This is a genomic window from Bradyrhizobium sp. CCBAU 65884 (assembly GCF_028128835.1).
Classification (GTDB): domain Bacteria; phylum Pseudomonadota; class Alphaproteobacteria; order Rhizobiales; family Xanthobacteraceae; genus Bradyrhizobium; species Bradyrhizobium ottawaense.
Genome location: NZ_LBJU01000120.1, coordinates 1 through 14,190 on the forward strand (window position 1 = coordinate 1; position 14,190 = coordinate 14,190).

8 protein-coding genes are annotated in these 14,190 nt (G+C 58.6%); 6 read left to right on the forward strand and 2 right to left on the reverse strand.

Going from position 1 to position 14,190, the window contains the following annotated elements; genetic code table 11:
• The first annotated feature begins 699 nt into the window (after positions 1 to 699).
• Both groES and groL read left to right on the forward strand, forming a co-directional pair.
• The gene (gene groES, locus XI03_RS21100; RefSeq protein WP_271593170.1) at positions 700 to 1,014 is read left to right on the forward strand and encodes a co-chaperone GroES; all 315 of its coding nucleotides are present in this window, start codon (positions 700 to 702) and stop codon (positions 1,012 to 1,014) included.
• 84 nt (positions 1,015 to 1,098) lie between these two features.
• Positions 1,099 to 2,739, forward strand: coding sequence for a chaperonin GroEL (gene groL / locus XI03_RS21105; protein ID WP_271593171.1), 1,641 nt, complete (start codon positions 1,099 to 1,101; stop codon positions 2,737 to 2,739).
• Between the two features lie 1,565 nt (positions 2,740 to 4,304).
• Here the strand turns inward: groL and XI03_RS40565 are convergent.
• On the reverse strand, positions 4,305 to 4,724 hold the full coding sequence (locus tag XI03_RS40565; protein ID WP_442869729.1) for a DUF7694 domain-containing protein: 420 nt from the start codon (positions 4,722 to 4,724) through the stop codon (positions 4,305 to 4,307).
• Positions 4,706 to 4,867 carry a hypothetical protein gene (locus tag XI03_RS21110; protein WP_271593172.1) on the reverse strand — a complete coding sequence of 54 codons (162 nt, stop codon included), beginning with the start codon at positions 4,865 to 4,867 and terminating at the stop codon, positions 4,706 to 4,708. Before XI03_RS21110 ends, XI03_RS40565 begins: the two co-directional genes overlap by 19 nt.
• A 3,467-nt stretch (positions 4,868 to 8,334) precedes the next feature.
• Here XI03_RS21110 and XI03_RS21115 point away from each other — a divergent pair.
• The 4 genes from XI03_RS21115 (at position 8,335) to trpD (ending at position 13,488) form a co-directional block, all read left to right on the forward strand.
• Positions 8,335 to 9,804 (forward strand): acetyl-CoA carboxylase biotin carboxylase subunit, encoded by a 1,470-nt coding sequence (locus XI03_RS21115; protein ID WP_271593173.1) that lies wholly within the window; start codon positions 8,335 to 8,337, stop codon positions 9,802 to 9,804.
• A 1-nt stretch (position 9,805) separates the two neighbouring features.
• Entirely contained in the window at positions 9,806 to 10,312 is a 507-nt protein-coding gene (locus XI03_RS21120; RefSeq protein ID WP_271593174.1) for an acetyl-CoA carboxylase biotin carboxyl carrier protein subunit, read from the forward strand.
• Complete coding sequence (locus XI03_RS21125; protein WP_271593175.1) at positions 10,313 to 11,920, forward strand: acyl-CoA carboxylase subunit beta; 1,608 nt, start codon at positions 10,313 to 10,315, stop codon at positions 11,918 to 11,920.
• A gap of 557 nt (positions 11,921 to 12,477) precedes the next feature.
• Entirely contained in the window at positions 12,478 to 13,488 is a 1,011-nt protein-coding gene (gene trpD, locus XI03_RS21130) for an anthranilate phosphoribosyltransferase (protein WP_271593176.1), read from the forward strand.
• The last annotated feature ends 702 nt before the right edge of the window (positions 13,489 to 14,190 follow it).

Below are 14,190 nucleotides of genomic sequence, written 5' to 3' on the forward strand. Positions count from 1 at the left end.
CTCCACCGATCAGCTCATGCCAGGCTGTATCGAGCGCAAACCGAGCGGCGGCTAGGTGGGGGCCTCATGCCGGTTACCATCAAATGCCTCTCCTCGAACCCGCATTCCTTCTGCATTGCCAATCTGCGGAACACACCGCCGAGCTTCTGCCTCAACTCGCCCTACAGCGTTCCTGCAACCCTTGGGAATGAAGAGCACGTGACTCTTTGCATTGGCGTTGGCTTAGGCTCTCGTGATCGTCCATTGCAAAACTCCTTCTCGTTCGCGTGGTGGCTCACGAGTCGCGAATTTCCGATGGACGCGCCTGAAAGGTCAAACTTCTGCTGCCTCCCGAGTGGAGGCAGGGACCTCCTTTGGTAGGCTAAATGTTGCCGTCGGAGGAAGCAGTTATGTGCGGTCTGGCCGCCGTCGTCGAAACACGCGGCGCTTCGATCGCTGTAACGCGCGCCCGTGCAATGTTGAAAACACGCTGGGCTCAATCCGGGTGTTTCGACGAAAACGCGATGTCATTTTCGCAACAGCTTGACGGGCTGTGTATCTAAGGTCGTTTGATTTCAGACAAAGACACGCGCGGCACAGGCACCGATTCATCAGAATTGCACGCCTGGATCGTTCAGCTCATTTGGCCTGACTCTTGCTACAGCTGGGCTTGTCACTATGTGCCTATGTCTAACTTGTTCGAACGCTCAGGAGACCTGTATGAATTTCCGTCCGCTTCACGACCGCGTCGTGGTCAAGCGCATCGAGGCCGAAGAGAAGACCGCTGGCGGCATTATCATTCCGGACACAGCCAAGGAAAAGCCCTCCCAGGGCGAAGTCGTTGCAGTTGGCCCGGGCGGCCGCGATGAGGCCGGCAAGCTGATTCCGATTGACATTGAGGTCGGCGACCGCGTGCTGTTCGGTAAATGGTCCGGCACAGAGGTCAAAATCGATGGGCAGGACCTGTTGATCATGAAGGAGAGCGACATCCTCGGCGTTCTCACCGATGCTTTTTCCAAGAAGAGAGCCGCCTGACCCAAGAGCTCGCACAGCTCACCTCCTACGAGCGCCCACCGGGCGCCTTGAAGGAACAGAAAATAAGCATTGAGGGAATTCTTTATGCCAGCCAAGGACGTCAAATTCGGAGTAGACGCGCGGGACCGCATGCTGCGCGGTGTCGACATCCTCGCCAATGCCGTGCAGGTCACGCTCGGTCCGAAGGGCCGCAACGTGGTGCTCGACAAGTCGTTCGGCGCACCTCGCATCACCAAGGACGGCGTTGCCGTTGCCAAGGAGATCGAGCTCGACGACAAGTTTGAGAACATGGGCGCGCAGATGGTGCGCGAAGTAGCTTCGAAGGCGGCGGATGCTGCCGGCGACGGCACCACCACCGCGACCGTCCTGGCTGCTGCGATCGTCCGCGAAGGCGCCAAGTCGGTTGCCGCCGGTATGAATCCGATGGACCTCAAGCGCGGTATCGACCTCGCTGTCGAAGCCGTCGTGGCCGACCTCGAGAAGAACTCGAAGAAGGTCACCTCGAATGAGGAAATTGCGCAGGTCGGCACCATCTCCGCCAACGGTGATGCCGAGATCGGCAAGTTCCTCGCCGACGCCGTCAAGACGATCGGCAACGAAGGCGTGATCACGGTCGAGGAGGCCAAGTCGCTCGAGACCGAGCTCGACGTAGTCGAGGGCATGCAGTTCGACCGCGGCTACATCTCGCCCTACTTCGTCACAAATGCCGAGAAGATGCGCGTTGAGATGGAGGACGCCTACATCCTCATCAACGAGAAGAAGCTCTCCTCGCTGAACGAGCTGCTGCCGCTACTCGAGGCCTTGGGGCGAAGTGGCAAGCCGCTGATCATCGTCGCAGAAGACGTCGAAGGCGAAGCGCTTGCCGCCCTCGTCGTGAATCGCCTGCGCGGCGGCCTGAAGGTCGCGGCGGTCAAGGCTCCGGGCTTCGGCGATCGCCGCAAGGCCATGCTGCAGGACATCGCGATCCTGACCGGCGGCCAGGCGATCTCGGAAGACCTCGGCATCAAGCTCGAGAACGTCACGCTTGACATGCTCGGCCGCGCAAAGAAGGTGATGATCGACAAGGAGAACACCACGATCGTCAACGGCGCCGGCAAGAAGGCCGACATCGAGGCGCGCGTGGCCCAGATCAAGGTGCAAATCGAGGAGACCACCTCGGACTACGACCGTGAGAAGCTCCAGGAGCGTCTCGCCAAGCTCGTCGGCGGCGTCGCGGTGATCCGCGTTGGCGGCGCGACCGAGGTCGAGGTCAAGGAGCGCAAGGATCGCGTTGATGACGCGATGCATGCGACCCGCGCGGCCGTGGAAGAAGGCATCGTCCCGGGCGGCGGCGTCGCCCTGCTCCGTGCCTCCGAGCAGCTCAAGGGCCTGCGCACCAAGAACGACGACCAGAAGACCGGCGTCGAGATCGTGCGCAAGGCGCTGTCCTGGCCGGCCCGCCAGATCGCGATCAACGCCGGTGAAGACGGTTCGATCGTGGTCGGCAAAGTTCTCGAGAACGAGCAGTACTCTTATGGCTTCGATGCGCAGACAGGCGAGTACAGCAACCTTGTTTCCAAGGGTATAATTGATCCGACCAAGGTCGTTCGCATCGCGGTCCAGAACGCCTCCTCCGTGGCGGCGCTGCTGATTACGACGGAAGCGATGGTTGCCGAGCTTCCGAAGAAGGCCGTGGCTGGTCCAGCAATGCCTCCTGGCGCCGGCATGGGCGGTATGGACTTCTGATCCACACTCCTAAAGTGCCGACGACATGCAAAAACCCTGGCACGAACGCCAGGGTTTTTTGCTTCGGGCAAGCTTGCGCGAGCCGAAGGCCCAACTCATCGGCCTACCCATACGAGCGGCGGTAGGGCCCAGAAGACAGGGCCCCGGCCAAGATAGAACGGATCGAGCACTGCGATGGAACTGGGGCCTGTCGCTGTTTGTCCTCACGAAGCTGCCTCTGCTCATCCGAGTGCTCGAACGCTTCGTCTGGGGCACATCCGGTGCCAGCCAATCCGCTTTCGATCTTCTTGCTACTTTCCTGTTCTGACCCGTAGTCCAAGCGCCAAACTGGGCTTTCCTGGAGTTTCGAACTCGCCTTACATCTCATGGCCACAGGGCTTGTTTGAAACCCCTCAAGGAGAATGCTCATCATCAAAAACCGCAAGGTATCCCGCGGAAGTGCCATGATCCATGTACACTTCGTCCTCGCTCACGGGCTCCGCTTCCGCTACGCGCCCCCTCAACTCCCCCGCAGCGTCCTATCATGAATATCCGCTTTAGAGGGCGTGTGTGTCAGCAGGTCGTCTTTGCGTACTCGGCCAGGCAGATCAAGGGGAATAACTTTTGCCGATGCAGCGACACCGCGGTTTGGACCGCCCAGAAACGGAGTTTTACGAGCATTTTGTCGGGAAATTCCCGTGGCGGGCTCTCCCTTCGAGCGAGATCCGTCAGTGTTTGCTCAAATTCGCTGCTGTCTGCCGGCTGTGTCGGTTCATTAGTTTGACTAAAGCGTGTGAATTGGTCACCAACTCGATTATACATGACGGTTCGCCTGCCGCTTCAGCGTACATCTTCTCAGAACGAGCACTGGCTGCTTACGCCCTGCCTGCGAATGCTATTGCGGCAAGCTGAAACCAAGTAAGTTTGAAGAACCCACCGCCCTGATTGGCTATTTAGGACGCGACGCCTCTGCTCATCGGCCTCGCTCCAGATCCGGGCTAGTGGCCGACGAGCTCACAGCTTGCGCAGCGACCCGCAGGCCTCGCTTGAGCAATTCCGGATTCAGTCAGGGTGACGGCGGCGACTCCGGCTCGTGGCCGATGTGGCGCCTGGACAGCGCCTTCGTCAAAGTGAATTCGGCCGTCGCTTTGGTCTCGATCTCGCCATTTCGCCTTATGCCGTTCGGTCGGCGCATGCTTTTCGCTCCAAGGAGCGCGCAATCGCTCCATCGACCGTCCAGTGATTGCCTTTCCGTCCGCTGGATGAGACATTGTTGTTGCCGCCAAACCGACGTTCAGCACGGTTCCGCAAACCCTGGCTTGAATGCCGCCAAAACCCAATTCCAATCTTTGTTCCTCCGAAATATAATTGGTCCGAAGCGCATGCGAGACATCTATTGAACCGCATCACTGCGCTCGTCAGCGGCTCGTTCGGGCGACGAATTCAGGCTCAGCACCGCCGGACAGTGACAACAGGCGACCGGTCCTGACATATATCCGCTTGTGACGCCTCATTCCGGCGACGCCACACGGGCTTCCGCATCTGCTCGGCCTCATCTTCCGCTCGGATATCGTTAACTTCGCCCATCACTCTGCCGCGCTCATACGGGCAAACAACGTTGCCGCTTCTGATGGCCCTAACCCAACGACGCCTACAAAACTCGGCGGCGGCATTGGGATGTCCCGACGAATGGGTCTCCACAGGTGCAAGCAGTATCGGCTGTTATTCACATAACGGGAATGTGGCGGATGCAGTTGCATGACGCACTCTTCTTCATCCCAGAACAGGTCCTTGACGAAGCACATTTCATCCCAATTCGGACAGCGCCGCGGCGTCGAGACAGCGACATGCTCCCAGCCAGGACGGACAAATGCAGTTATCTTGAGTTCGCACCCGCAAGGCCCCTGCACAAAGAACAAGCCGCAAGGGCCGGATCCAGGAAGGGTAGCGAACCGGCCGCTTTTCACGCGGCTGGCCTCCAGCTTCTCTATGATTTGTGCTCGCACGCCGCCTCCTTTGCCTCTCGGATCGCCTTGAACTCGACATAAATGACGTTGTCTCGCAACTCATCAACAGGCTCGGTTCTTCCCTCGGCGTTCCTGTACCGCTCGTCAGCGAACCACCCGAGAAAGCCGCAGATGTCCATCATCGCCATTCTCCTATTAGCCTTTCTAACGCGCGCATTGTCGCCGCTTAACACTGTCGACGCCTGATTGCCTGACTGCGACCTGCCCACGATCCGCCGAGGGCGACTCAGCCCACGGACTCCATATTCCAGCTCATATGGTGGGCCGACGGGTTCGCTCACCGGACAAACTCCGTCCAAGCCGCGCTCATATGGCGCATCTTGCTCATCTGTGCCAGCCAGTGCTGGACGCACATCCGCTAACAGAGCGCGCGCGTCAGCAACACCAATATCGACCATCGCGCTTTAAGCAAGCGTCCCTCGCCGCGCCCATTCATGTGTCTCATGGCGACCTGCTTGAGCACATGAAGTCCGCGGCAATTGGCCCGTTACCGTCTTCAATCAATCGATCGTCCTCATGGCATGCTCCCTGTGGTGACCTTTGACATTTACATTGCATGATGCCGCGCCTAACCAGTGGCGACACCAGGTTACGCTTCGCGGCGATGCCGCCTTCTCGGGGCTCTGATGCAGTGTCAACGCGCCATCTATGTGAACCCGATAGAATTGCATGGAGCCCAAAGCGAACGGCTCGCACCAGAGCCGCGGACAAGTGGCATGAACTGTCTTCGAGCGGATAACATCCAGCGGATCGACTACTGCCTCCCTGCAAGCTAGCGATCAGAGACAATGATCCGTCGATCTGATTGACCGCAACTTCGACCGGCTGCCGATTTTCCGGCGTCACCACGATGCAACTCCTAACGCATTGTTTCTGGTGCGGCGCTCGCGAAGCGCTCACCATTTCGCTGCTAACGCGAGTGTTCTCTTTCAGACGTGCACGTCGTGGATCCGACCACCTGCATCGGCTCCGTGTCGCCAACGCCGACGAACGCTCTTGCGTCAAAGCGGTGCCAGCACTTCTGCGTCGTGGCATGTAGATTGCTGTGGTGACGGAACGCGACCTCCCGATGCGCGAGCACATCATGGACTGGACGCTCACCGCGCAACAAACCGGGATTCTGATACTCGCGCTTTGAAAGAGGACCGCGAAACGTATGAGTGATACGAGGCATGCAAACTCTGGCGTTTTTTCCGTGAATCCGCGCGGGGCGTGATGAAATGACACATTGGCGCGCACCAAAGGACCCAACGATCATATATTACAGCGCCGATTGTCGCCCCCGGCACGGGCGGAGGAAGTGGAACGTGGGGCTTCTGGCCGCACTCCTCGTAAATGCGCTGCTTTTGGCTGCTATCTGCTGGATCATCGCAGCGCTCATCTGAATAATCTCGCGGACGGCAAGAGCACGAGGGACTTTCTACAGACTTGGTTCAAGCCCACACTTGGGCGGGTACCTGGACATAGAATCCACCCTCCGTCCAACGCAAACGGAATATTGAGGCATGAGGCAACTGTCTCGAATTTGATATGCTGCCAACTTCCCGGCCTCGATTGCAGCCGCGACAAAAGTGCCAAACACGGGCCTTTTGGATCAACATGGCCACGGATGGCATGGCGGCCTCTACCTTGAGCGTGAAGCATTGATCGTAAATGGAGGTGTAGGTTTGCGCGTCATCCGATAAGAGGATTACCTTTCGAGAAGCTGACGAGACGAGCAGACCTGAAGCGACCGTTGGGCAGGCGGTCTCTTTCGCCCTCGATGTACGGGTGGCGATCTGGAGCTCGACACAGGACCGCCGGGATGCCTCGCCCGACTGTGCCGCCTCAAGGTCCGTGCAAGCGCCATTGACTTGCATGCTGAGGGACATTTGCCTAGTAGCGATCAAAGGCTGGAGTGTGTTTATCGAACCGCAGCGGCGCTTTACAGCTCTTGCTCAGGCCACGTATCGTCCTCATTTCTGCGCGTCCGCCACATGTGTGCACGCTGAGCCAGCTTGTCGTATTCCATGGCAATCTTAAGCAGCCTATCCCTCGCTTTGCCATCAGCAAGCGCTTCCGCCTTCTTTCGCGTTGCCTCCGCACGGCCTCGCCAGTGGTCGCACTGAAAGAGTATACTTTTCGGATTCATGCCGAGAGCATGCAGTTAATAGATCAAAGAAATGCGACACCGGCACTCCGTATAATCCCGTAGCAGCGACGCTCGCGAGCCTGGTTGCCGAAGCGGAATGTCGCCATTCACAGCCGCCATTCAGAACATGAAAGTCCGCGCTCGCCGAAGCTCCTAAAAAGAATGCACAGCTCCGACATCTCAGACGATCCGACGCACGAAGGGGCTTGAAACGCACGTAGCGTTAGATTGTACGATCCTGGACAAGTGGGAACCAACTTCGACAATTTAGACACTTCCTGACGGGTCATGACAATTGCGAATGTCTCAAAACTCTACACTCACCTGGCACGACCCGATAGAGACTATAAGATCCTTGAGATGTTCGCCTCTCCGCGCTTCATCGAAGGATGTTCCTGTCGCGGCGAGACGAAATCGCTCGTTTCGAGATCTGCACGGCCGGCGCTGCCATCACCATGGCTGCACCGGAACGGAGGCAAGACGAAGGCTCCATCCCGGATACCCCACCGGACGTCTTCACATAAGGTGGAACACCCAGATAGCTTCGGCAGGCGCCGTCATGGTTCGCTCTGCATGATCGAATGCATCATCAACAATGACTTGAGCGCACCTGGCTTTTGCCTGCTCTCTCTGCGTCGTGGCCCTTCATCCCGCCGGCTACCCGTCCTTAGCCGGCTGTCGGCTGAGCCAAGTCCCTAAGCAAACTACCGCCCAAGCGATGCCTCGCCACATCCAGGCATGCACTCACCGCACAAGACCGGAAGCTCCGAAATGATCAGTTGTTGGGCCAGCTCAGCCGCCAGCGCTTCCCCTTTTCGCAGGGCTCCGCCAGTGCGGCAGGCGTCGTTTCTGACGTGCCGGACAGTTGACCAGCACCGTACAGTCAGGCCGCAAGAGTGGAAGAACCAGCTTGCCGACACCGCACTTAAGCAATTCCAGCCTGTTTCGCGACTGACAATCATGTTGGCGCTTCGGGGCAAGAAGAACTATACCGCAGCCGCACCAACTCGAAGGGATATCATGACTCACACTCAACGAACTCAGCTGCCTTCGGCCCTCAAACTCCACTACCGCGCCCTCGCTCTTGCCGTCACGATAACAGCTGTCATGCCCGGGCTAGCCAGCGCGCGCGATCAAGTGGCGACCGCAGAGGAGAAAGAGGCTTGCATGGGGGACGTGTTCCGCTTTTGTAGCAGCCACATACCAGATCGCACCGCTATCACTGCCTGCCTCCGATCCAGGCAAGCGAACCTCAGTGAGCAATGTCGGTACGTGATCTCCGTGCGAGACGCTGGCAAGAAACGCAGCGACTCGAAGTGAACATGTGGCGGCCTGTTCGTTTGCCTCATCCACGGAAATGAGTCCAAGCCTGACCTGCAGGACGGTCACCCAAGGTCAGGCATCGCCGCCAATAATTGATGGACGCTCTGGTTCAATCACGCTTGTCCGGATAGGCGAATGCATAAATTACCTTTCGACACGGTTCTGATCGCCAATAGGGGTGAGATCGCCGCACGTATCATCAAAACGTTGCACAAGCTCGGGCTTCGTGCCGCAGTTGCCTACCATGAGATTGACGGGGGAACCCCTGCCGTCTCAATGGCCGACCTGGCTATTCCGATCAGCGGCCGCACGCCGCTCGCAAGCTATCTGGACATAGCGCAGATCATCGCCGCCGCCCAGAAGGCGAACGCCGGTGCGATACATCCGGGTTATGGAATGCTTTCCGAGAATGCGGAATTCGCCAGTAGAGTGATAAAGGCCGGGATTGCGTTCATCGGACCAACTCCAGAAACTATCGCCCTGATGGGCGATAAGATTCGCGCCCGTAAATTCGTTGAGCGCAACGGCTTTCCAGTCGTACCCTGCGCCATCGAGGAAGATGATCCGGCGACGTTCGTTTCAAGAGCGTTGGCTATTGGCGCCCCTTTGCTCGTGAAGCCATCAGGTGGTGGTGGCGGCAAGGGAATGCGGATTGTACGTGACCTTGCAACGTTGGAGGCAGCCATTGAGCAGGCGAGAAGTGAAGCGGGTCGCTACTTTGGCGATGGCCGAGTATATGTTGAGCGATACATCGAAAGCCCGCGACATATTGAAGTACAGGTGCTCGGTGACTCCTTCGGGAACCTAGTTCATCTCTTCGAGCGCGAATGTTCGGTGCAGCGCCGTTTTCAGAAGATCATCGAGGAAACGCCCTCGCCAGGGCTATCACCAGAATTGCGGACCCGGATTTGCGAGGCCGCCGTCGGCATCGCCCGTGCAGCGAACTATCAGAATGCAGGCACTGTCGAGTTCATTTTCAGCGGCGAAGAGTTCTACTTTCTGGAAATGAATACACGCCTTCAGGTCGAACATCCGGTGACCGAGATGATCACCGGCGTCGATTTGGTTGCCGAACAGGTCTATCAAGCAGGGGGCCGCGAACTCGCAGTTTCGCAGTCCAACATCGTTTCAAATGGGCATGCAATCGAGCTCAGGCTTTGCGCCGAGGCTCCCGAACGCGGATACGTCCCGACCACCGGAAAAGTACTTGTTCTCGAGTATCCGGATGGCGTACGAATCGACAGTGGCATCATGCAAGGCCAGCACATCACGCCGGCATTCGATCCCATGCTCGCCAAGATCATCGTGCATTCACCGAGTCGCATAGAGGCTGCTCTGAAAGCCCATCGCGCCGTTCGCGAACTGGTTCTACTTGGGTGCGAAACCAACGCTAGCTTGCTGGCCCGGATTCTTCGCGACGAGGCATTTCTTGGCGGCCAGTTTCATACGGGATACCTAGAAGAGAATCCACATCTCGCAGCGGACAACTTTGCTGCCGAAATGTCTGCGTTCCTGGCATCTGCGGCTCTCCTGATGAGACCGGTCCGCGAGTCGGCCGATGCGGTGCCCGAGCTTCACGCAGCACTTGGCGGTTGGAGAAATTGACGTGTATCACTCATTCGAGGCCGACGGCGTCTATCATGAATTGTGGCTTTCATCCAGCCGGCAGGGCTACCGGCTCTATCTGCAAAATCAGGTGATTACACCTGTCGCTTTCACCCATTCCAGCGACAGTAGCGGCATCTTGACCATTGCGCACCAGAGCGAACCAGTCAGGTTCGCCATCGAGGGCGAGCTCATTCACCTCCACATCCGCGGCAGGACGCGCGTTTTGCGCTACAGCGATCCGTTGCGAGAGTGCGCTTGCGGGCATAACGAGACCGACGCTCTGGTGGCCCGCGCGCCAATACCTGGCTTTGTTGTTGCGGTCACGGCTTCGCCTGGTCAATCGGTCTCGGCGGGAATGGCACTGATGCTGATTGAAAGCATGAAGCTGGAGACGGTCATACGCTCACCACAGGATGGCATCGTCGACCGAATTCACGTCAAGGAAGGTGACACCTTCGAGCATGACGCTGTGCTGGTCACGCTCTCTAAGGAAGAAGGGCGCTGAATGCAGCGGATCGATTCCGTGGCGAACGTGAACTCGCAGGAATTTCGTCGGAACGACCTGCACAACAGACAACTTGCCGCCGAATTGAAGGAGCGCCAGCGCGTTGCCCGCTTCCACCGGCCCGAGCGGGAGTTCGAACGGCTGCGTCGGCAGAATAAATTGTTTGTTCGTGAGCGACTCGCGGCCTTGCTCGACCCGGAAACTCCTTTCCTTGAGCTTTCGACGCTGGCGGCTAACAAAGCGTACGGCGGCGAGGTGCCGAGCGCCGCCCAGGTCGTCGGCATCGGCATTGTGGCGGGGCGAGAGGTTATTGTTCACGCCGACGATGCCAGCGTGAAGAGCGGCGCATGGTATCCGCTCTCGGTCAAGAAGATCGTGCGGGCACTCGATATAGCCATCGAAAACCGTCTACCCGTCGTTCACCTGTGCGACTGCGCCGGCGGATTCCTGCCTTTGCAGGCGGAATTCTTTGCTGATCGCTACCATGCTGGTCGAATTCTCCGCAACCAATCCATTCTCTCGAAGATGGGGGTGCCGCAGGTCGCCATTGTCATGGGCCACTGCACCGCGGCAGGGGCGTACGTCCCAGCACTTAGTGAATACAACATTATCGTGGAAGGTAGTGGAGCAATTTTTCTCGGCGGCCCTCCGGTCGTGAAGGCTGCCACCGGCGAACAAGTGTCGGCCGAAGAACTTGGCGGCGCCCTCATACATACATGTGTGTCGGGCACCAGTGATTACTCCGCAAGCTCCGAACTCCATGCGATTGCGATTGCCCGCGACGTCGTTGCTCGCTTCCACCAACCGGCGAAGACCTCGATCGATCGAGTAGCCCCCGAGCCGCCCGCCTATAGTGCGTCCGAGCTCTACGGTATCATTCCAAAGGACGCGCGAGCGCAGTTCGACATGCGAGAGATCATCGCTCGTCTGGTGGATGGCAGCCGATTTCAAGAATACCAGCCGCGCTATGCGACATCACTCGTCTGCGGCTTCGCGCGACTTTATGGATATCAAATTGGGATCCTTGCCAATAATGGCGTGCTGTTCGGCGACAGCGCGTTAAAGGGGGCTCATTTCATTCAGCTGTGCGACAAGAACCGGACGCCCCTGCTTTTCCTGCAGAACGTAACTGGCTTTATGGTTGGCCGTGAATATGAACGGCGTGGGATCACCAAGGACGGCGCCAAGCTGATCATGGCGGTGTCCGGAGCGTCCGTGCCGAAGTTTACGATCATTTGCAACAGCTCGCACGGCGCAGGAACTTACGCTATGTCGGGACGCGCGTTTGATCCTCGATTCGTGTTCAGCTGGCCGAATTCTCAGATATCCGCGATGGGCGCTGAGCAAGCCGCAGGAGTTCTCACCCACGTCAAGGCGAGACAATTGGCTCGCGCCGGAGGGCACCTCTCGGAGCAGGAATTGGCAGCCATTCGAGTACCAGTTCTTGAAGAATATCGGGAGCGGTCAAGTGCTTATTATGCGACCTCGGAAATCTGGGACGACGGCATTCTTGATCCTGTCGATACCAGAATTGCGCTCGCAATCGCATTAACCGCTTCGCTCAATGCGCCGATCGATGCGCCGCAGTACGGCGTTTTCCGACTGTAAGGCAGGACCGAACACCGGTGGCTCACCGCCTCATGCTGGCGGATCAACGGGACGCGTCGATCGCTCTATGAAGGTTGTCCTGCGCACGTTCATTTACAATCAGGTGTGGTTATTTCGTGGAGTCGTGTGAGATCGGACTTGAATCTACCAGCACCAATACCCCCGAACCAGGTAGAGGAAGCCGCTTCAATGATCCACGACGGCGGCGGCGCGCGCCGCTAAAAGGCTGTGAAGTTTGCGGTGATCCGGCCGGAACATCGCAGTAAAGAGGCCGCTACCGACGCGGCAAGCGGGTGCGAGACAGTTCTATCGCTCGCGGCATCAAGAAACACCATCTCCTTTCGACGGCACCACGATGTCGAGCTTGACCCTCACGTAGCGTCAGGTTGTAGCCTCGCCGCGGGTGCCCACAGTCAACGACTGCCCTCAAGTGTCAATCCAGGTCGGCCACGTGCGGATGGGTCGGGCAGCTGCGTCAAGGCACCCGGGCCAGGTCTCTTCAACCATGCCTCGTTAGGGACGGGTCCGAGGTTTGAACAAGGAACGTGTAAAGTTCGATGGAAGCGCTTCGATCGATCATCGAAAAAGTTGCCAGCGGCGCCACTCTGACACGCGAGGAAACTGCGTCAGCCTTCGATAATATCATGTCGGGTGGCGCGACTCCCTCCCAAATCGGTGGCTTGTTGATGGGGATGCGCGTCCGCGGCGAGACGATCGAAGAAGTCACCGGCGCCGCGTCGGCGATGCGGAATAGAATGCCGCGGCTCGAGCCGGCGTGCGACCCGGTGGGTATCGCTGGCACGCGTGACACCCCTGTATATTCGCTCAATGTGTCGACGTGTGCTTCCTTCATCGTCGCCGGGGCCGGTATTCCTGTCGCCAAGCATGCCAACCGCGCCACGTCTTCGGGTTCAAGCGCCGCAGACCTGTTGACGCGCCTGGGCGTGAAGGTCGACCTCAAGCCTGAGGCTATTGCACGCTGTGTACAGGAAGCCGACATCGGCTTCTTGTTTGCGTCAGCCCACTATCCGGCGATGCAGCGTGTCGGCCAGATCCGGACCGCACTTGGAACCCACACGATCTTTAATCTGATCGAGCCGCTGTCCAATCCGGCCAGGGTCAAGCGGCAGATCGTTGGGGTATTCTCTCCCGAATGGGTCCAGCCTCTGGCGTACGTCTTGAGGAACCTTGGTGCCGAGTCGGTATGGGTTGTTCATGGCTCGGACGGGCTCGATGAACTAACCCTCACCGGTCCAACCTCCGTTGCTGCGCTTGAGGCAGGTATTGTCCGCACCTTCGAAGTGACGCCTGAAGACGTCGGGCTCCCCCGCGGCCGGGACGCGCTGGAGAGCAGCGATGCCGAGGCTAATGCCGTTGCGCTGAAAAATGTTCTTGATGGCGCGCCAGGTCGATTTCGCGACGCCGCGCTTTTGAACGCGGCCGCGGCATTGGTCGTGGCCGGGCGCGTCTCGACGCTGCGGGAAGGCGTAGCACTTGGACAAGAATCACTTGATGGCGGCGCGGCGGCCGCTCGACTGAAGCGCCTGATCGCGGTTTCGAACGCGTGACAGCCAGCTAACAGATGTTGCGGTATTCCGACCAAGACTGCTGCTCACGAGCGCGAAAGTATTGGAGCCCCGAACGCGGATCACTTGCGCGGGACTTCAAAGAGCGTGCGCCGCCTACGCTCGCCGTGATCAAAGCAAGTTGGGCTGAGAACCGACCCGAGAGCCGACTTTTTTATCAATGAGAGCCTGTTGCAGCCTCGGTTCCCGCCGAGGTGAGGACCCGCGACGAAGCGCGCTGCGCGCCAGAGGAGAGAATGGATGACGTTCGGGCGGCACATTGAAACACTCGCATCTATTGCAGTAATAGAACACATTATCCGGAAGTTCCGGGAATTGATCGATACAGATAGCTCGATCCCGCCGGAGCTACGGGGTGCACTGCACGCAACGCTCGATAAGCATCTTCTCGAGGCAAAAAAACGTATTCTCCTAAAGGTGCATTAGGTGCGGATGCCGTCTACAGGCGCAGACACTCTGGCGGGCGCGCGCCGGTACCGCAATGGGCATCACCCCTCCGCGCAGGGCCCAGCGACGCTCCAGCCCAGCTGGTCGGATCGCGACCACAACTCTACCGTCGAAGGCCGCTCAGCGCGGTTTCCTGCTTGACGGAGCATCCTGTTGAAACTCGTGGCGGTGCCCATTCTCCGTTCTGCCGCTGCAATCGCCGATCCGGGTAACAAGGCAAGATACTGCATGTCCGTC

Bases quoted from the DNA above. Each gene is read 5' to 3' on its own strand.
- groES (WP_271593170.1), top strand. From the start codon at position 700: ATGAATTTCCGTCCGCTTCACGACCGCGTCGTGGTCAAGCGCATCGAG.
- groL (WP_271593171.1), top strand. From the start codon at position 1,099: ATGCCAGCCAAGGACGTCAAATTCGGAGTAGACGCGCGGGACCGCATG.
- XI03_RS21110 (WP_271593172.1), bottom strand. From the start codon at position 4,867: ATGATGGACATCTGCGGCTTTCTCGGGTGGTTCGCTGACGAGCGGTAC.
- XI03_RS21115 (WP_271593173.1), top strand. From the start codon at position 8,335: ATGCATAAATTACCTTTCGACACGGTTCTGATCGCCAATAGGGGTGAG.
- XI03_RS21125 (WP_271593175.1), top strand. From the start codon at position 10,313: ATGCAGCGGATCGATTCCGTGGCGAACGTGAACTCGCAGGAATTTCGT.
- trpD (WP_271593176.1), top strand. From the start codon at position 12,478: ATGGAAGCGCTTCGATCGATCATCGAAAAAGTTGCCAGCGGCGCCACT.